The 19823-nt window shown below is 62.3% G+C and carries 15 protein-coding genes and 2 pseudogenes; 9 read left to right on the forward strand and 8 right to left on the reverse strand.

The window, feature by feature from the left end; genetic code table 11:
* A pseudogene (locus tag P3T21_RS00005) lies at positions 1–399 on the forward strand (AraC family transcriptional regulator); the annotation flags it as partial.
* A 237-nt stretch (positions 400–636) separates the two neighbouring features.
* Here P3T21_RS00005 and P3T21_RS00010 read toward each other — a convergent pair.
* On the reverse strand, positions 637–1455 hold the full coding sequence (locus P3T21_RS00010) for a response regulator transcription factor (protein WP_429253886.1): 819 nt from the start codon (positions 1453–1455) through the stop codon (positions 637–639).
* 125 nt (positions 1456–1580) lie between these two features.
* On the opposite strand from P3T21_RS00010, the gene P3T21_RS00015 reads away from it, so the two are divergent.
* Together P3T21_RS00015 and P3T21_RS00020 are read left to right on the forward strand one after the other, a co-directional pair.
* Entirely contained in the window at positions 1581–2426 is an 846-nt protein-coding gene (locus P3T21_RS00015; RefSeq protein ID WP_429253887.1) for a carbon-nitrogen hydrolase family protein, read from the forward strand.
* 86 nt (positions 2427–2512) lie between these two features.
* The gene (locus P3T21_RS00020; protein ID WP_429253888.1) at positions 2513–3853 is read left to right on the forward strand and encodes an APC family permease; all 1341 of its coding nucleotides are present in this window, start codon (positions 2513–2515) and stop codon (positions 3851–3853) included.
* 48 nt (positions 3854–3901) lie between these two features.
* On the opposite strand, the gene P3T21_RS00025 is transcribed toward P3T21_RS00020, so the two are convergent.
* Positions 3902–4483 carry a TetR/AcrR family transcriptional regulator gene (locus P3T21_RS00025; protein ID WP_429253889.1) on the reverse strand — a complete coding sequence of 194 codons (582 nt, stop codon included), beginning with the start codon at positions 4481–4483 and terminating at the stop codon, positions 3902–3904.
* Between the two features lie 469 nt (positions 4484–4952).
* On the opposite strand from P3T21_RS00025, the gene P3T21_RS00030 reads away from it, so the two are divergent.
* A complete protein-coding gene (locus P3T21_RS00030) occupies positions 4953–5429 on the forward strand; it encodes a DUF3331 domain-containing protein (RefSeq protein ID WP_429253890.1) in 477 nt (158 codons plus the stop codon).
* A gap of 45 nt (positions 5430–5474) precedes the next feature.
* Complete coding sequence (locus tag P3T21_RS00035; RefSeq protein WP_429253891.1) at positions 5475–6923, forward strand: catalase; 1449 nt, start codon at positions 5475–5477, stop codon at positions 6921–6923.
* Between the two features lie 142 nt (positions 6924–7065).
* On the opposite strand, the pseudogene P3T21_RS00040 reads toward P3T21_RS00035, so the two are convergent.
* The 6 genes and pseudogenes from P3T21_RS00040 to P3T21_RS00065 form a co-directional block, all read right to left on the reverse strand.
* Positions 7066–7980 (reverse strand): annotated as a pseudogene (locus P3T21_RS00040) (2-hydroxy-3-oxopropionate reductase); the annotation flags it as partial.
* A 30-nt stretch (positions 7981–8010) separates the two neighbouring features.
* Entirely contained in the window at positions 8011–8796 is a 786-nt protein-coding gene (garL, locus tag P3T21_RS00045) for a 2-dehydro-3-deoxyglucarate aldolase (protein WP_429253892.1), read from the reverse strand.
* A 355-nt stretch (positions 8797–9151) separates the two neighbouring features.
* A complete protein-coding gene (locus P3T21_RS00050; RefSeq protein ID WP_429253893.1) occupies positions 9152–9982 on the reverse strand; it encodes an alpha/beta fold hydrolase in 831 nt (276 codons plus the stop codon).
* Between the two features lie 68 nt (positions 9983–10050).
* Positions 10051–11643 (reverse strand): benzoate-CoA ligase family protein, encoded by a 1593-nt coding sequence (locus P3T21_RS00055; protein WP_429253894.1) that lies wholly within the window; start codon positions 11641–11643, stop codon positions 10051–10053.
* 150 nt (positions 11644–11793) lie between these two features.
* Complete coding sequence (locus P3T21_RS00060; RefSeq protein WP_429253895.1) at positions 11794–13392, reverse strand: 3,4-dehydroadipyl-CoA semialdehyde dehydrogenase; 1599 nt, start codon at positions 13390–13392, stop codon at positions 11794–11796.
* Positions 13393–13517: 125 nt separating this feature from the next.
* On the reverse strand, positions 13518–13997 hold the full coding sequence (locus P3T21_RS00065) for a DUF4863 family protein (RefSeq protein ID WP_429253896.1): 480 nt from the start codon (positions 13995–13997) through the stop codon (positions 13518–13520).
* Between the two features lie 155 nt (positions 13998–14152).
* Here P3T21_RS00065 and P3T21_RS00070 point away from each other — a divergent pair, with 155 nt between their 5' ends.
* The 4 genes from P3T21_RS00070 (at position 14153) to boxA (ending at position 19798) form a co-directional block, all read left to right on the forward strand.
* Positions 14153–15088 carry a helix-turn-helix transcriptional regulator gene (locus P3T21_RS00070; protein WP_429253897.1) on the forward strand — a complete coding sequence of 312 codons (936 nt, stop codon included), beginning with the start codon at positions 14153–14155 and terminating at the stop codon, positions 15086–15088.
* 133 nt (positions 15089–15221) lie between these two features.
* Positions 15222–16973: a 2,3-epoxybenzoyl-CoA dihydrolase gene (gene boxC, locus P3T21_RS00075; RefSeq protein WP_429253898.1), complete on the forward strand. Its 1752-nt coding sequence runs from the start codon at positions 15222–15224 to the stop codon at positions 16971–16973.
* 73 nt (positions 16974–17046) lie between these two features.
* Positions 17047–18474, forward strand: coding sequence for a benzoyl-CoA 2,3-epoxidase subunit BoxB (gene boxB / locus P3T21_RS00080; protein WP_429253899.1), 1428 nt, complete (start codon positions 17047–17049; stop codon positions 18472–18474).
* A 76-nt stretch (positions 18475–18550) separates the two neighbouring features.
* Complete coding sequence (boxA, locus tag P3T21_RS00085; protein WP_429253900.1) at positions 18551–19798, forward strand: benzoyl-CoA 2,3-epoxidase subunit BoxA; 1248 nt, start codon at positions 18551–18553, stop codon at positions 19796–19798.
* Positions 19799–19823 lie beyond the last annotated feature (25 nt).

Here is a 19823-nt window from a genome sequence, read left to right on the forward strand (position 1 = left end):
GTCGGCAGTGGGATACACACCCGGGACGTTGTCGCCGATGCCGCGTTGATGTCGCAGCTAAGGCTTGACCCGACGCGCCAGTTGCTGGGCGCGCAATGCTCGGGCACGCTGATACTCGCCAGGCTGGGCCTGCTGGACGGCGTTCCGGCCTGCACGGACCTGACCACCAGGCCGTGGGTCGAAGAATCCGGCGTAGCTGTGCTCAACCAGCCGTTCGTGGCCAGGCGAAACGTCGCGACCGCAGGCGGGTGCCTGTCGTCGCCGTATCTGGCGGCCTGGTTCATCGCGCGTCTGGAAGGCATCGAGGCTGCGCGCAGCGCGATTCACTATGTCGCCCCGGTGGGGGAGAAGGAGACCTACGTGACGCGCGCGATGGCGAACATTTCGCCATTCCTTTAAGGGAAAACAGCGACGCCCGGTGCGCGTCCTTCAAAGTTGGCGTTTGCACGATTCCGGAATGGTGAGGAATTCCAGGAGATGTCGCCAAAGGTGAGCAAATCCAGGAGGTGTGAGCAGATGCCTTAAGGTGAGCGTTTCCAGGATGGTGAGGATATCCAGGAGATGACACCGCGAATTCACGCGTTAAAGCGGTAGCGCCTGGTATGCTGATCGAGGTCGAGGTCGCAAAAAGGGTAATCACTCACCCTCGACACGCCCAGGCTCATAGAACATCGCAAACAATTCCGACTGCGAGCCAACGCCGAGCTTTGCATAGATGTGCTTCTTATGGGCACGCACGGTCTCGAAGGAAATCGCGAGCTTGTCCGCGATCGCGCGCGACGAAAATCCGCTCAGCGACAGCATCGCCACTTCGTTCTCGCGGTTGGTCAACGCGCCGCGTCGACTTTTCTCCGTCAGCAGGCCGAGTCGTGCAGGCACGTCGAGCTGGATATTCCCTAAAGCCGGCGAGACGTCCTGCGTCGTGCCGAAATCCTCGTATCGCAGACGCTGCTGCATCAGCGCCAGCACCCACGGCGCGAACAGCGACAGCAACACGATTTCGCGCTCCTCGTACCGGCGCTTGTTGCCCAGCGAAAATCCCATCGTGTGATTGCTGTCGATCACAACGTTGAAATGCACTTCATCGCCGATGATGTTCTTCCTGAAGTACCGGTTGTAGTACTCGGTCATCCTGAAGTTATCGGGCGCGACGTCGGCGAGCGTATAGAACCCCGATGCATGCACTTCGAACGCGGCGAGATAGAACGGATCGAGCTGATAAAGCGCCGCGAGATAGTCCTGGAACATCAGATCGATCTTGCCGTCGGGCGCGGCCTGCTCGGCGCACACGAATGGCGGCGCATCACGCGCGAAGCGCAACGCGACCCAGCTGTCGAAGGCGACATGCCGCTCCAGCACGCGCGTAAGACGGGCCCAGAAATGCGGGCTGTCGAGAGCGTCGATGGCTGAACCAATCTCCCGATGAAAGGCGAGATCACGCCATTCGAACTCCATGCCGTCCTCCAGTGGGGTAACTCACGTGGGTAATTTGTGGACAAAAATAATACCCCGATAATGCCCTGGACGAAGCGATGGCCCGACATAGGGCTATTGCAATGCAATTGAAAGGAGACGGTGCAATGCAGGTGGAGCTCGCGCAACTTTCGCTGGTGGACGGCGACATCGACAACAATCTGCGCAAGGTGATCGAGACAATCGGACGCGCTGACGTAGACGGCGGCACACAGCTGGTCGTCTTTCCGGAAGCGACGCTGTCCGGTTTCCCGAACCGGGAAAACGTTGCCGATGTTGCGCAGGCCATCGACGGTCCCGCGCTCGGCACCGTGCGCGACGCAGCGCGTCGCGCACGTGTATCCGTTGCGGTGGGCTTTGCTGAACGCGTCGGCGCGCGGTTTTACAACACGACCGTGCTCATCGATCAACAGGGCGAGATCGCGCTGCGTTATCGTAAGACGCATCTGTGGGCGTCGGACGTCGGCGTGTTCAGCCCTGGCGACCGCTTCGAGACCTGCGTGTGGAACGGCGTGACCGTTGGCCTCCTGATCTGCTACGACATCGAGTTTCCCGAAACCGCGCGGGCCGTCGCCGCGCTCGACGCCGACATGCTCATCGTCACGAACGGCAACATGGACCCGTTCGGCCCGGTCCATCGGCGCGCGATCACTGCCCGCGCGATGGAGAACCAGATGTTCGCGGTGATGGTGAACCGCTGCGGCGACGGCGACGAAAACCTGACGTTTCCCGGCGAATCCGCGCTGGTCGATCCGTTCGGCGACATCGTCGTAGCGGCCGGTGCAGACGAGACGCTACTGAAGGGCCGGATCGACATGACACGGCTCGAAGCAAGTCGCGAGCACTATCGCTATCTGCACGACGCGCGCGTACCGCTGGGTCTCGCAAGCGTCGAGAACACAGACGGCTCCCGCGCGCTTGTCATCGAAGAGCGCCGCCGCCGTATCGACTGAATTCCGCAGTTCTGTTGCACATCCATCGTGCGAGGCTCGCGCTTCGCACGCGTCCGACTACGCCTGTCGAAAGTCCTGGAGATATCATGCAAGAGTCGTCCATAGCATCGCAGCCGCACCTGAAACGAACACTCGGCCTGCCATCGGTCTTGCTGTTCGGTCTCGCCTACATGGCGCCCTTGATTGTGTACGGCACCTACGGCGTGCTCGCCAAGGCCAGCGACGACACCGCCGCACTCGCTTACGTCCTCGCGCTCATCGCAATCGCGTTCACGGCCCTGAGTTACGGCAAGCTCGCGCGCCTGTATCCGGTTGCGGGTTCGGCCTACACGTACACACGCAAGACCTTCAACGCGCACCTTGGTTTCATGATTGGCTGGGCGACGCTACTCGACTATTTCTTCCTGCCGATGGTCATCTGGCTGATCGGCGCGGCGTATCTGAACTCGGCGTTCCCACACGTGCCGACGTGGATCTGGATCGTCGCGTTCATCGTGTCGACCAGCGCGCTGAATATCGTCGGCATTGAACTCGCTGCGCGCTTCAATATCGTGCTGATGGTGGTGCAGCTCGCGATCGTTGCATTGTTCGTCGCGCTCTGCTGGCACTACGCTTCTGCTGCGGCAGGCCCCGGCGGCATCGCGATGGCTGAGCCGTTCTTCAAGCCGCACGTGCCGCTTTCCGCGACGATGGCCGGCGCCGCAATCGCCGCTTATTCGTACCTCGGTTTCGACGCGGTGTCGACGCTCACCGAAGAAACCATCGACCCGAAAAAGAACATGCCGCGCGCCATCCTGTTGATCGCGCTGATCGGCGGCGCCATCTTCGTGCTGGCCGCGTACACGACGCAGCTCGCGCATCCGGGCGTCGAATTCAAGGACGTCGATTCAGCCGCCTTCGAAGTCGCCAAAATGATTGGCGGCGATATCTTCGTGACGGTGTTCCTTGCCGGCCTGATCCTTGCGCAGTTCGCGTCGGGCATCTCGGCACAGGCGAGCGTCGGGCGTTTGCTGTATGCAATGGGTCGCGACGAGATTCTGCCGAAGCGGATCTTCGGGTTCATTCATCCGAAGTTCAAGACGCCGGCGATCAACATCGCGATTGCGGGCATCGTCGGCCTGATCGCGCTGAAGCTCGACGTGGCGACGTCGACGTCCTTCATCAACTTCGGTGCGTTCCTCGCCTTCACGGCGGTCAATCTGTGCGTGGTGCGCCTCTATCTGTCTGGTAATCATGGCGACAGGAAGATGGGCGTGATCGGCGGACTGGTGTTCCCGCTGATCGGCGCGATCGCGGACATCTGGCTGCTCGCCAGCCTTGAAAAGACCGCGCTCGTGCTCGGCGCAATCTGGTTCGCGGCCGGACTGGTCTATCTGTGCTGGATCACGCGTCTGTTCCGTCAGGCGCCGCCGGAAGTCGCGATCTAACAAAGGCCCGGCTCGGCCTGCTGACAGACGCACGGCGTCCCGTTTTCGTCAGACCTTCGGCACCAGTGCGTCGATGAGCGCGGACGCCGTCTGTTTGAGCGCTTTCGTATCGCCGTACACGCGCTCCATGACGGCGATGCCGCGCGTCATCGTGACGACGAGTTTCGCCGCCTGCGCCGCCGGAATCGCGAGTCGCGTTCTCGCTTCGGGCGTGTCGAGTACGCTGAGCAACGCCGCCTCCAGTTCGTCGAGCATGTTCTGGAGCGCCTCGCGCAGACGCGGTGAATCGGGATCGATTTCACTCGCGGTTTTGGTCGACAGACAGCCGCGCGCAGGCGTGCCCTGCATGATCGAGCCGATCGCAAAGGTGAAGAAAGCCGTCAGTGCATCGCGCACGTCTGGCTTTTTCAGTGCCTGGCGCGCGCTGGCGATAAAGCGTTCGGCGTAGCGCTCGAATACCCGCACGAAAATCTCTTCCTTGTCGCCGTACGCGTTGTAGAGCGAGCCGCGCTGCACGCCGGTGGCCTCGGCCAGGTCCAGCATGGACGTCGCGCGGAATCCCTTGCGCCAGAACACTTCCAGCGCCTGCGCAAAGGCACTGTCTTCATCGAATTGTCGAACGCCCGCCATGCTGTGCCCCGGTACTCAATCTGTGATGCCTCTATTTTGACACCGCTGGCAAAAATGCGCAAAAACGTCTGACCGAAAGCCCATCGACATGGGTGAGGGTATTCGGGAGCCGATGGGCCGCCGACCCTTGCCGGGCCGATGTTTCAGGCATGCACCGACGTGATGCATCGGCTGTTCGACCCAGCCGGCCGCCGCTTCGCGAACGTGCGTTCGTTAAGGCCGGTCGCAAAAGATTCACAACAATTAATCCCATTCAGAACACGAGGGCGACTACGATCAATCCATGGCTTCCTGCGCACGAGCGGCGGGAAGCCTTCTCGCGTGGTTCCCTTTTTGTCGTTTCCAGAACTAGCCAGACGCGTGGTGGCGTTGCGCCTGCAACTGCCGTCGCCGCCCATGCCGCCGTCGCTGCCCATGCAGCGCGCATTTCGCGGCAGGTCTGGCCCGCCACCCCCGCATGAGGTGACCGATGAACGTACAGGATTTCCCGTCCCAACATGACGCCCGCGCGCATACCAGCCATTGCCGCCCGCTGCCAGCCGGCGCACGGACGCGCGACCCCTGGTCGCAGACGCTTTCGCTGCTCGGCGCGCTGTCTTCGGCGCCGGTAGATGACGACGCGTCCGACCGCCACACACGTCGGGCAGACGCACGCCACCGCACGCGTGCATCCCGGTGCGACCAGACGGCGTGCCGCGAAACGGTGCCGCCGGTGATTACGGTGCTGGAACGCCTTTCCGCGACTGCGGTCGTGCTGTGCTGGCGCTCCACGACTTGCCACTATGGCGACCAGGTCTGGATTCAGGGCGTCGCGCGCAGTTCCGGCCAGTGCGCGATCAGCGGCATGGCGATACGCCGCGGCGATGCGGTGTATCGTCCTAGAAATCGCGGTCGACGCGTGCCAGTCAACGTCAGCGCGATGATCAGCGCGTCAGCGTTCGCATGAACCGGGCGCCGCTGGCGCCCATCTCCCCACCGGGCAGGACACGACATGAACAAGCTCACCACAGCTTTTGGTGCACCCGTTGTCGACAACAACAACATCCAGACGGCCGGCCCGCGCGGGCCCGCGCTGTTGCAGGACGTGTGGTTCCTTGAAAAGCTCGCGCACTTCGATCGCGAAGTGATTCCCGAGCGCCGCATGCACGCGAAGGGCTCGGGCGCGTTCGGCACCTTCACGGTGACACACGACATCACGAAATACACGCGCGCGAAAATCTTCTCTGACATCGGCAAGACGACGCCGATGTTCGCCCGCTTCTCGACGGTCGCCGGCGAGCGCGGCGCAGCCGACGCCGAGCGCGACATCCGCGGCTTCGCGTTCAAGTTCTATACGGAAGAAGGCAACTGGGACATGGTCGGCAACAACACGCCGGTGTTCTTCATGCGCGATCCGCTGAACTTTCCCGACCTGAACCACGCCGTGAAGCGCGATCCGCGCACCGGCCTGCGCAGCGCGGAAAGCAACTGGGATTTCTGGACACATCTGCCCGAAGCACTGCACCAGGTGACGATCGTGATGAGCGATCGCGGGATACCGAAGTCGTTCCGTTTCATGCATGGGTTCGGCAGCCACACGTTCAGCTTTATCAACGCCTCGAACGAGCGTCACTGGGTCAAGTTCCATTTCCGCACGGAACAGGGCATCCAGAACCTGACCGACGCCGAAGCGGAAGCGCTGGTCGGCAAGGATCGTGAAAGCTCGCATCGTGACCTGTACGAAAGCATCGAGCGTAAAGCGTTTCCGCGCTGGACATTGCTCGTGCAGATCATGCCGGAGAAGGACGCGGCCACGTATCCGATCAACCCGTTCGATCTGACGAAGGTCTGGCCGAAGAAGGACTATCCGCTGATCGAAGTCGGCTATGTGGAACTGAACCGCAACCCGGAGAACCATTTCGCCGATGTCGAACAGTCGGCGTTCAATCCGGCTAACGTCGTGCCGGGCATCAGCTTTTCGCCGGACAAGATGTTGCAGGGCCGTCTGTTCTCGTACGGCGATACGCAGCGCTATCGCCTCGGCGTGAATCACAACCAGATTCCGGTGAATGCGGCGAAGTGTCCCGTGCACAGCTATCACCGCGACGGACCGATGCGCGTCGATGGCAATGCGGGTGGCGCGACGTCGTACAACCCGAACTCGCGCGGCGAATGGATCGAGCAGCCCGACTTCCGCGAGCCGCCACTCACGCTGGAAGGCTCAGCAGATCACTGGAATCATCGCGTCGACGAAGACTATTTCTCACAGCCCGGCGCGCTGTTCCGTCTGATGTCGCCGGCGCAGCAGCAGGCGCTGTTCGACAACACGGCGCGCGCGATTGCAGGCGTGTCGAAGCCGATCCAGGCACTGCATATCGAACACTGCACGAAGGCCGACCCGGCTTACGGCGAAGGCGTCGCGAAGGCGATTCGGGCGGTCGAGGAAATGACAGGGCGGTAATTCGACGAGGAACCCGTTTCCCGCCAGAAATGGACGTCCTGCACAACGGTGAGTGTTTTCGGGAGCCGAATGCGATCGATGCCACATGAGTGGGATCGATCGTATTCGGCTCCATGCTCACTGCGCTACTGGCGCAGCCTCTTTACGCCTTAACAGGCTGACCGATCTCGTGATTCGCGAGCACTTCGAGTGCGCGTACCATCGCCGAGTGATCCCATGCCTTGCCGCCGTGCGCGACGCACGCGTTGAACAGCGCCTGACACGTGGCCGTGTTGGGCAGCGACACGCCGAGCGTCTGCGCGGTAGAAAGCGCGAGGTTCAGATCCTTCTGATGCAGCTCGATGCGAAAGCCTGGATCGAAGCTGCGCTTCGTCATCCGTTCGCCATGCACTTCGAGAATCCGCGACGACGCGAACCCGCCCATCAACGCTTCGCGCACACGCGCCGGATCGACACCCGCCTTCGAAGCTAGCAGCAACGCCTCGCCAACCGCTTCGATCGTTGCTGCAACGATCACCTGGTTGGCCACCTTGCATACCTGTCCCGCGCCGACTTCGCCGATCAGCGTGACGTTCTTGCCCATCATGTCGAAGAGCGGCTTGACGCTGTCGAACGTGGCCTGCTTGCCGCCGACCATGATCGTCAGCGATCCGGCCTTCGCGCCGACTTCGCCGCCTGACACCGGCGCATCGAGATACTCCGCGCCGCTTTCGCGGACGCGCGCGGCGAATTCGCGCGTGGCCATCGGCGAGATCGAACTCATGTCGACGACCGTGTGGCCCGCACGCAGTGCGCCCGCGAGGCCGTTCTCGCCGAACAGCACGCGCTCGACGTCGGGTGTATCCGGCACCATGATGAAGATGACGTCGGCTTTCGCCGCGACGCCGGCGGGGCTGTCGCATGCGACGGCGCCGGCCTGCTTCAGCTCGTCCGGCACGCCGCTGCGCGTGAAGGCCGCGAGCGACACGTTGTTCTTGAGGAGATTCGCGGCCATGGGCTTGCCCATGATGCCGAGTCCGATGAAGCCTGTTGATTGCATGTGATCCTCCGTTCTATGTCTGTGGTTTGGCTTGTCGCCGTATCCGGCTCAGGCGGGTATGAAATGCTTGTGCACGGCTTGCGCTGCATTGCGCAGCAAGCCGAGATCGGCGCACACAGCAACCACCTGGCAACCCATCGCGATATAGCGCTCTGCGTCCGCCTGCACGGGCGCGAGAATGCCGCTCGCCTTGCCGCCTGCACGGGCGCTCGCGAAGATCCGTTCGATGGCCTGCTGCACGTCCGGATGATTCGCGTTGCCGAGATGTCCGTACGCGGCCGCGAGATCCGATGGGCCGACGAACACCGCGTCGACGCCTTCAACAGCGACGATCTCGTCGATTGCCTCGACGGCTGCGCGGCTTTCGATCTGCACGATCACGCAGATGTTCTGGTTCGCAATATCGAAGTAATTGGCGACCGTGCCGTAACGATTCGCGCGATGACCGACCGACACGCCGCGTACGCCGTGCGGCGGATAGCGCGTCGAGGCGACGGCGCGCCCGGCGTCGGCTGCGCTGTCGACGAACGGAATCAGGAAGTTGTAAAAGCCGATGTCGAGCAGACGCTTGATGACGACGTTCTCATTCGCCGGCGGCCGGACAACGGGCGCGCTGCGACTGTCCTTCAGCGCCATCAACTGCGGAATGAGGGTGGTGACGTCGTTCGGCGCGTGTTCGGCGTCGAGCAGGAGCCAGTCGAAGCCGATCACACCGAGCATTTCCGTGACGATCGGGCTCGCCAGCGACGACCAGCAACCGATCATCTTCTCGCGGTTGCGTACGGCCTGACGGAATCCATTGGGCAAGGGCTGATACGGCGAGGATGCAGTCATGGCTTGTCCTTCGGCTGGGTGTTCAGGGTAACGCGCGGGCGATGAACCGGCATATCGCGCAATGCGCTGTGTTATCGGTTGTCGTACATCAAGACACAGGATATGCGCCAACCGACCTGCCTTGGTAGCCGCGTTAACCCGAATTTCGACGTGTAATGTGGCGGGGCGACCGTCAGCGTTAAGTTATACGATGACTGATCATTCGGGATATTCGTATGCACTGAGCACGGGAAGCACCGGCGGGTGTCAGACGCGGCGGGACGGAGATATCCGGGGCCAGAAAGGCCGGGTGACAAAGGTGAGCGCAAGATGGCGCCGCACTCACCTCCCGAAAAAGCTCACCGCAAAGCGGGGCTCACTGACTTTTCACGAAATCTGCGATCTGGCCGTTCAGCAATGCCGGCGCCTGACGATGCGGAGAATGCCCGCAACCGTCGAGCTTCGCGAGCTGCGCATGGGCGACGTGCTGCCCGATCAGGTCGATCTGCGCCATCGTGCCGTACTCGTCGTCATAACCTTGAGCGGCCAGCAGCGGACACGTAATCGAGGGCAGAACGCCGGTGATATCCCAGCGCCGAAAATCCGCGTTGAGCCAGATATCGTTCCAGCCGTAGAACGCGGAGTCGACATCCTCGTGATAACGCGCGAGCTTGCTCTTGAAGTCGGTTGTTTCGTAAGCGACCGTTGCTTCAGCGATTGCATCGACGGACTTCTGTTCGACGATCACATGCGGCGCGACGACAACAGCGCCGCCGAGCGCTTCCGGAAACGCTGCTGCATAGAGCAGCGCGATCGAACCGCCGTCGCTATGACCGACGAGCCACATACGGGCGCGTTCGGCATGGTCGATCTTTAATGCGTCGAGCAGAGCGGGCAACACGTCATGCGCCTGCCGATGCATGAAATCGACGGGCCACTTCACGCTGTGTTCGCGCGGCGTCGAGCGCCCATAGCCCGGACGCGAATAGACGAGACCCCGAAAGCCCAGCGCATCACACAACGACTGCGGCCAGTCTTTCCACATCGCGATCGAACCGAGCCCTTCGTGCAGAAACACGGCAAGCGGCGCGTCGGTGCGCGCCGGGTTCAGCCACTGGTACTCCAGACGCAGCGCGCCGCGCCCGGCAGTGGCAGGCAGCTCCGTGAAAGCGATCGAAGCAGGCGAGTGGATGGTCAGGCGATCCATTGGACAGGTCACAAAAGAGTTGGGCAGCTTTTCATCGCGTATTGTGAGCCCGTCAGGCTCCATGTAAATCAAGGCACGTCACGCAGCTTGAAACGCTGGATCTTGCCTGTCGCCGTCTTTGGCAGATCTTCGACGAACAGGATTTCGCGCGGATATTTGTGGGGCGCGAGCCGTGCCTTGACGAACGCCTTCAGTTCGGCAGCGAACGCATCGGTAGCGGGCGCAGCATGCTTCAGCACGACGAACGCGCGGATCTTCGTCAGCCCGTCGCGCGTCACGCCAACAACGGCCGCTTCGAGCACATCGTCGTGCTGCATGAGCACCATCTCGACCTCGATCGGCGACACGTATTGTCCGCTAACTTTCAGCATGTCGTCGCTGCGGCCCGCATACGTGTAGTTGCCATCCGGCAGTCGACGGTATTTGTCGCCACTTTTCAGCCAGTCGCCACGAAACGTCGCGCGCGACTTCTCGCGATTGCACCAGTACATCAGCGCGGCGCTCGGCCCCTTGATGTAGAGGTCACCGATTTCGCCATCGGGAACCAGATGCCCGCTTTCGTCGCGCAGTTCGATCTCATAGCCCGGCACTGCGGTGCCCGTCGTGCCGTACGCGACATGACCTGCGCGGTTCGACAGGAAGATATGCAGCATCTCGGTCGAACCGATGCCGTCGAGAATCTCGCAGCCGAACCGTTCCGTGAAATGCTCGCCGGTCTCGCGCGGCAACGCTTCGCCCGCGGATGTGCAGACTCGCAGCCGCACGTCCGCGCGCGCCGGCAGATCGGGTGACGACAGCATGCCCGCGTAGAGCGTCGGCACGCCGTAGAAGATCGTCGGCTTGTAGCGCGTGAGTTGTGCGAAGACGGCCTCGGGCGTCGGGCGCGCGGCCATCAGGATCGCGGTCGCGCCAACCGAGAGTGGAAACGTCAGCGCGTTGCCGAGACCGTACGCAAAGAACAGCTTCGCCGCTGAATAAACGACGTCGTCTTCGCGGATGCCGAGCACGCGTTTGCCATAAAGCTCGGCTGTCCAGTACAGGTTCGCGTGCGTGTGGACAGTGCCTTTCGGCTTGCCCGTCGAGCCGGACGAGTACAGCCAGAAGGCGATGTCGTCGGCGTTGCTCGCGTACGGCGCGGCGCGTGGCGTGGCCTCTTCGATCATGCGGCGGAACACGTGTCCTCCAGGCAGATCGTCGTTCTGCGGTTGCGAGACCACGAGCACGCAGCCTTCGTTCGAGGTATCGGCGAGCGCCTCTGCGATCGTCGGCAGCAGTGCGCCTGTCGCGATGACGGCGCGTGCGCGGCTGTGATCGAGCATGTACGTGTAGTCAGCCGGCGTCAGAAGCGTATTGGCGATGACCGGCACGACGCCCGCATACAGGGCGCCGAGAAACGCGACGGGCAGATCGGTCGTGTCGTGCATCACGAGCAGGATGCGTTCTTCGGCGTGAATGCCGAGCTTCGTCAGCGCGCTCGCGAAACGGCGTGCCTGCGTTTCGAGTTCGCCGTAGGTCGTGACGCCGGTGTCGTCGATATACACGGCTTTCGACGCGCGTGCCTCGTTTAGCGCGAAAAGGTGCGTCGCGAAATTGAAGTGGAACGGCGGTGCGTCGACGGCGGGTTGACCGTTTGCAGCGGCCGGCTCAACAAGGGCTTCCATGCGTGTCTCCTGACGTGGGCGACGCCTGTCCGGCTGGGCGGGAGCGGCCGTCATGCGTTCTTTTGCCGGTTACTGGCGGATAGGGTGTTGCGTGTTGTTTCAGCGTTCTGCAGCGGATCCGGCTGCAGCCCGGTTTTAGCCAGGTTCAGTTCAGTCAGGGAAACTGCCGGTCGCCTGCTGAACGGCATCGTTCGTCGCCAACGGCGCCTGGATAGCCGCGCGGCGATGATAGAAATTCAGCGCGCGCACGCCGCCAAGTTCTTCTCCGCCGCCTGCCCGGCCCGGGCCGCCGTGCAACGACATCGGCATGACGTTACCGTGTCCGGTCTGGCTCTGCGCCACCGCCGGCGAAATTGCGTGGACGCGGCCATGCGTATCGGCAAGTTCCAGCGCGATTCGCGCAAGACGCGCTTCATCGTTCGAATACACCGACGCGACGAGCGAACCATGTCCGCGTCTGGCCAGCGCTATCGCGTGCGCTTCTTCGAGCGTCGCGCTGCCCGAAGTTGCAACTTCGTAAGCGCATAGCGTCGCTACTGGACCAAACACTTCGATATCGTGGATGCGCGTGGCCTTGTCCGCATCGTCGACGACCAGCAGGTGCGGCGCGACGCACGCAGCGACAGACGGATCGGCATCGACGAGTTCGACCTTCGAGCCATCGAACGCGACGCGCGCTTCTTCGCGCAACGCCGCGATGCCGGCGCGCACGTTGTCGTACTGCTCGCGGTTGACGAGCGCGCCCATCCGCACTGCTTCGTTGCGCGGATTGCCGACGGTGATCTTTGCGAGCCTGGCGACGAGCGCATCGGTGGCTGCGGCGAGATGCTGCTTCGGCACGAACGCGCGACGGATCGCCGTACATTTCTGGCCGGACTTCACCGTCATTTCGCGTACGACTTCCTTGATGAAGAGATCGAACGCCTCGGTGCCCGGCGCTGCATCGGCGGCGAGGATCGCGCTGTTCAGGCTGTCGGCTTCGACATTCAGGCGCGCGCCATGCTCGATAAACGCCGGATGCGCGCGCAGCTTCGCGGCGGTTTCAGCAGAGCCGGTGAACGAGACGACATCGAACGCGCCGATCTGGTCGAGCAGACCTGCCGAGCTTCCGCAGATCACCGACAGCGCGCCCTCGGGCAGAATGCCCGCCTTCACGACATCCGCAACCATGCGTTGCGTGAGCCACGCAGTAGCCGTCGCGGGCTTGATGATCACCGGCACGCCGGAGAGCAGCGCGGGTGCCGCCTTTTCCCACAATCCCCACGACGGAAAATTGAACGCGTTGATGAAAAGCGCGACGCCGCGCGTCGGCGTCAGCACGTGTTGCGTGGTGAAGGATTTGTCCTTGCTGAGACTCACCGTGGCGCCGTCGCGCAGCGCGTGCACTTCGCCGAGCGTCGCGCCGAGTTTCGCGTAGTACGACAGCGTGAAAATACCGCCGTCAATATCGACCGCCGAATCGTTCTTCGTCGTGCCGGAGTTGGCGAGCGCGATTGCGTAATAGTCGTCGCGATTCGCCTGCAGCACTTTCGCGACTTCCGCGAGCAGGGCGGCGCGCGCCGCGTAGGTCAGGCCGCGCAGCGCGGCGCCGCCTTTTGAGCGGGCGTAACCGAATGCTTCGGACAGGTCGAGACCTTGACTGGAGACGCGCACCAGCGCTTCGCCCGTCACCGGATCCGTGAGCAGTGTGCCTTTGCCGCCGCCGGCAACCCACTTGCCGGCGATAAAGTTTTCTAGCAGTTCGGTCATGAGATGCCCTTCTTGAGACGTCGGTGAACCGGTTCGCAACGTGACCTTCAACTGCCGCGGATAGCGCGGCGTGAATTGATGCGATGCAGCGTTGCGGCGGTCGGGAATACGTAGCGCGGCGAGCGTCAAGCCGCGGCTTCCTGTTTCGTGAACTGGATTGCGCCTTCAGGCAACAGATAGAGAACGAGCGCGCTACCGTTTGCGACTGTCGGCCGGTGAGCGGTGCCGGGCCCGTAGACGCACCAGCCAGCCGGATGACCGTCGAACGTCGCGCCCTCGGTGAGCGGGATGATCAAATCGATTTCACCATTCGGATGCACGTGATGCGGCCCGGCAATGTCAGTCATGCTGACGACGTCGACCGAAAAGCCATGTGTTTCCGGCAGCGCCTTGAAGATGCGTCCGTAGCGGATGCCGCCGGCCTCGCGGTCGCACAGCCAGCCTTCCTTGACGCCGGCGCGGCACGCGGCGGCGAGTTCGGCATATGCCGTGCTGCTGGCGGAGTATTCGGCATTCAGCCAGTCGGCGAGATCCTGATCGAGCGCGCGGGCTTCGATCCGTTCAGTTACGCGGCCAATCAGCGTTCGGAAAGTATCGGGGGACATGCGTGTCTCCACCGCGCGTTGAGCGCGGATCGATGCCGTGGCGCGAGCGAGCCGCAGGTGCCTGGCAGTCTTGAAATGTGCATTAAACTTAGCGTGCGACAAACTGCATGTCAAGCACTATAATTCATCAAAGCCTGCCCAAAGGATGCATCAACATGAAACAAACCGCCGCCGCGCAGCCGGTCGAGCCCGCTGAGCCAGACGCTGCACCCGATGAATCGCGCGAGGTCCGCGATCCCTTTCTGGTCGGAATGGGCGAGCGCGTGCGGGTGCTGCGCGCTCGCCGCGGCCTGACGCGTAAAGCGCTGGCGAAGGAAGCGGACGTGTCCGAGCGCTATCTTGCGAATCTCGAATCGGGTGTGGGTAATGCGTCGGTGCTGTTTCTTCGTCAGCTCACGAAGGCACTAAACTGCACGCTGGCCGAGATTGTCGGCGACGAAACGACCTCGTCGGCCGACTGGCTGCGCATCCGCGAACTGCTCTATGGCCGTGACCACGACACGCTGAAGCGCGCCCGCGTCGCGCTCGAGGAAATGCTTGCGACCGCGCCGCAAGACCCGAACCGCCGCAACCGGATCGCGCTGATCGGCCTGCGCGGCGCCGGCAAATCGACGCTCGGCCGGATGCTCGCCGACGAGCTGAAGATGCCTTTCGTCGAACTGAATCGGGTGATCGAACAACTGGCCGGCTGCCCGCCCGCCGAGATCCACGCGCTATACGGAGCGAGCGCTTACAGGCGCTACGAGCACCGCGCGCTGGAAGCGGTGATTCAGGAGCATCCTCGCGCGGTGATTGCGTCTCCGGGCGGTCTGGTGTCGGAGCCGACCACGTTGAATGCGCTCCTCGCGCACTGTTTCACGGTCTGGCTGCAGGCCACGCCGGAGGAGCACATGCGGCGCGTCATCGCCCAGGGCGACCTGCGGCCGATGTCCGGCAACAAGGAAGCGATGGACGATCTGAAGCGCATTCTGGAAGGCCGTGGCGAGTTCTACGGCCGCGCCGACATGACGTTCGATACCAGCGGCAAGCCGTTGGCCGAGTGCTATCTCTCGCTGCGGGACCGGCTGGCGGCGCGCATCGCTTCCGAATGATGATCCGGGCGGGGAAAAGTGCATGATGAGACATGCCCGGGAAAACCCGCAATAGGCACTAAAGTGCTTTACTCGACATAAAAGATGCATTATCGTACATTAAACCAGCCCGCAATGTACGAAGGAGACATCCATGTCAGTCGCTCGGTCAGTAGAGCAGGGAGCCGCATCAGGCGCCACGCCGGTCAGCCAGACAGCCGGTTCTTCGGGGCCGGCTTCCGCCGCGCTGCCGGTGGGTCCGCGTGTCGATTACCGCACGGAGCCGTCGCGCTATAAGCACTGGTCGCTGACATTCGATGGTCCGGTCGCCACGCTCGGCATCGATATCGCCGAAGACGGCGGCATTCGCGAGGGCTACAAGCTCAAGCTCAATTCGTATGACCTCGGCGTCGATATCGAACTGCACGACGCCATCCAGCGCGTGCGCTTCGAACATCCGGAAGTGCGCACAGTCGTCGTGACGAGCCTGAAGGATCGCGTGTTCTGCTCCGGCGCGAACATCTTCATGCTGGGTTTGTCATCGCATGCCTGGAAGGTCAACTTCTGCAAATTCACCAACGAAACGCGTAACGGTCTCGAAGATACGTCGCGCTATTCCGGCATCAAGTTTCTCGCAGCAGTGAACGGTGCGTGCGCCGGCGGCGGCTACGAAATGGCACTCGCGTGTGATGAGATTTACCTGGTCGACGATCGCTCGTCGTCCGTCGCGTTGCCTGAAGTGCCGCTGCTCGGCGTATTGCCCGGCACCGGTGGTCTCACGCGTGTCACCGACAAGCGCAAGGTCCGCCACGACCGCGCCGATATCTTCTGCACGATCGTCGAAGGCGTACGCGGCGAGCGCGCGAAGCAATGGCGTCTGGTCGATGAAGTGGTCAAGCCGAACGTGTTCAGGCAGACGGTAGAGGCGCGCGCGCTGGAACTGGCTGCGCAAAGCGACCGCCCGGCGGATGCGAAGGGCGTGACGCTGACGCGCGTCGAACGTCTGGATCGCGAAGATGGTCTTGGCTACGCGACCGTCGACGTCACGATCGATCGCGCTAAACGTACGGCGACGTTCACGGCGAAAGCGCCATCCGGCAACCAGCCCGCCGATATCGATGCAATCGTGGCAGCTGGCGCGAACTGGTGGCCGCTGCAGTTCGCACGCGAACTCGACGACGCGATTCTCTCGATGCGCACCAACGAACTCGAAATCGGCACGTGGATCTTCAAGACTGAAGGCGACGCCCGCGCGCTGCTTGCCACCGACGCCACGCTGCTGCAACACAAGGACCACTGGTTTGTCCGCGAAACGATCGGCATGCTGCGCCGCACGCTGGCACGCATCGACGTGTCGTCGCGCTCGCTGTTCGCGTTGATCGAGCCGGGTTCGTGCTTTGCCGGCACGTTCGCCGAACTGGCTTTCGCGACCGATCGCACCTACATGGCCGCGCTCCCGAGCAATGAAGACGAAGAACCGGCGATCACGCTGTCCGACGTCAACTTCGGTCTGTATCCGATGATCACGGGCCAGTCGCGCCTCGGTCGCCGCTTCTATGACGAAACCGAACCGATGCAGGCCGCACGCGAGCAGATCGGCAAGGCGGTGAAGCCGGTCGAAGCCGAGCGCCTCGGCCTCGTGACCGCTTCGCCGGATGACATCGACTGGGCCGACGAAATCCGTATCGCGATCGAAGAACGCGCCGCGATGTCACCCGATGCGCTGACGGGTCTCGAAGCGAATCTGCGCTTCAACGGACCGGAAACGATGAACACGCGCATCTTCGGCCGGCTTTCCGCCTGGCAGAACTGGATTTTCAACCGGCCGAACGCGGTGGGCGAGAAGGGCGCTCTCAAGGTGTACGGCAAGGGCAGCAAGGCGCAATTCGATTTGAACCGCGTTTAAGACGCAATCGAACGAAATCAGTCCCCGCCCAACGATCTCGCGAAGTACGCGCTCAAGCCTTAAGGAAACGAACATGTCCACGATCAACTACAGCGAAAAGATTCCGAACAACGTCAATCTGGCCGACGACCGCACGCTGCAACGCGCGCTCGAACAATGGCAGCCGAACTTCCTGTCATGGTGGGGCGACATGGGTCCGGAAGGCTCGCATGGCTACGACGTCTATCTGCGCACGGCAGTCAGCGTCGATGCAGGCGGCTGGGCGCATTTCGATCACGTGAAGATGCCGGACTATCGCTGGGGCATTTTCCTCACACCCGGCGACGCCGATCGCAAGATCAACTTCGGCGAACACAAGGGCGAAGCCGCATGGCAGGACGTGCCCGGCGAGCATCGCGCGAACCTGCGCCGCATTATCGTGACGCAAGGCGATACGGAACCGGCATCGGTTGAACAGCAGCGTCACCTGGGGTTGACCGCGCCTTCGATGTACGACCTGCGCAACCTGTTCCAGGTGAACGTCGAGGAAGGCCGTCACCTGTGGGCGATGGTCTATCTGCTGCATCGCTACTTCGGCCGCGACGGCCGTGAAGAAGCGGATGCGCTGCTCGATCGCCGTTCCGGTGACGACAACAATCCGCGCATTCTCGGCGCGTTCAACGAACGTACGCCGGACTGGCTGTCGTTCTTCATGTTCACGTACTTCACGGACCGCGACGGCAAATTCCAGCTGTCGGCGCTGGCCGAGTCGGGCTTCGATCCGCTTGCGCGCACGACGAAGTTCATGCTGACCGAAGAAGCGCATCACATGTTCGTCGGCGAATCGGGTGTGTCGCGCGTCATCCAGCGCACCGCGCAGGTGATGAACGAACTCAAGACCGACGACATCAACAAACTCCGCGCGGCCGGCGTGATCGATCTGGAGACGATCCAGCGGTACCTGAACTTCCATTACTCGGTGACGATCGACCTGTTCGGCGCGGATCATTCATCGAATGCCGCGACGTTCTATAGCTCGGGCCTGAAAGGCCGTTATGAAGAAACGAAGCGCGACGACGATCATCAGCTGAACGGCCAGAACTACAAGCTGCTCGATGTACAGGACGGCAAGCTGGTCGAACGCGAAGTCCCGATGCTCAACGCGATGAATGAAGTGCTGCGCGACGATTACATCAAGGATTCGGTGGCGGGCGTTGGGCGCTGGAACAAGGTGCTCGAAAAGGCTGGCATCGATTTCCGCATGACGGTGCCGCATAAGGCGTTCAATCGTCAGATCGGCACGTTCGCCGGCGTGCGCGTCGCACCTGACGGCCGCGTGATCAACGAAAACGAATGGAAGGCGAACGAAGCCACGTGGCTGCCGACGCCGGAAGACCGCGCGTACGTCGCATCGCTGATGGGGCGCGTCGTCGAGCCGGGCAAGTTCGCGAACTGGATTGCACCGCCGGCGATGGGGATCAACCGCCAGCCGGTCGATTTCGATTACGTGCGCTTCAACTGATTTATCCCAGCAATACCAGGTGCCCGGCGGTGTCGCGAACGATAGCGACGAAGCCGGGCGCAGGGGGAGACAAAACATGAACGGCCCAGCTCCGATCGCAGTCCTCAAGCAGCACCTGATCGACCCGGAAATCTGCATTCGCTGCAACACGTGCGAAGAGACCTGTCCTGTCGACGCCATCACACACGACTCGAATAACTACGTCGTGAAAGCCGATGTGTGCAACGGCTGCATGGCATGCGTGCCGCCGTGTCCAACGGGCGCCATCGACAACTGGCGCAACGTCCTGCAGGCCGACGCATACAGCATCGAAGAACAGTTCACGTGGGATGAACTGCCCGCGCAGAACACGACGGCCAGTCCTGTACTCGATGCAGTCGCGCCTCAAGCAGGCCCGGCGGACGATGATGCGGGTGACACGTCCGAAGGAATCGAAGTCGATACGATCCGGGGCTCGACGTTGCCGCCGTGGTCATCGGCCAGGCCCTATGTGAATCTTTATACGCATAAAGCCCCGGTGGCGGCGACGGTGGTCGGCAACTACCGGCTGACGGATGAGTCGACCGAAAGCGATATACATCACATTGTGCTGGATTTCGGAACGATGCCGTTCCCGGTTCTGGAAGGACAATCGATCGGCGTGTTACCGCCGGGTTCGAAGGAGGGCAAGTCGCATCACGCGCGGCAGTATTCGATCGCGAGCCCGCGTGATGGCGAGCGCAAGGGCTACAACAATCTGTCGCTGACGGTGAAGCGCGTCACGCAGGACTATCACGGCAATACCGCCGACGGCGTGTGTTCGAACTATCTGTGCGATCTGAAGAAGGGCGACAAGGTCGATGTGATCGGTCCGTTCGGTAGCACGTTCCTGATGCCGAATCATCCGAACTCGCATTTGCTGATGATCTGCACCGGTACGGGTTCGGCGCCGATGCGCGCGATGACCGAATATCGTCGCCGTCGCAGGCTGAAGGGTGCGACGGGCAAGCTGATGCTGTTCTTCGGCGCGCGTACCAAGGAAGAGTTGCCTTACTTCGGGCCGCTCGTGAATCTGCCGCGCGACTTCATCGATACGACGCTGGCGTTTTCACGCACGCCCGGTCAGTCGAAGCGATATGTGCAGGACGCAATGCGCGAACGCGCCGCGGATGTCGCGCAGATGCTGCGCGACGCCAACACTTACATCTATGTGTGCGGCCTGAAGGGTATGGAAGACGGCGTGTTGCAGGCACTGCGCGATATCGCGGAACAGAACGGGCTTGAGTGGGAACCGTTGTGGCAGAAGCTCAAACGCGAAGGGCGCCTGCACCTCGAAACGTATTGAGATTTGTCAAAAGGTGAGTGTTTGC

The sequence above is a fragment of the Paraburkholderia sp. GAS334 genome, from assembly GCF_050436625.1.
In the GTDB taxonomy this organism is placed as follows: Bacteria; Pseudomonadota; Gammaproteobacteria; order Burkholderiales; family Burkholderiaceae; genus Paraburkholderia.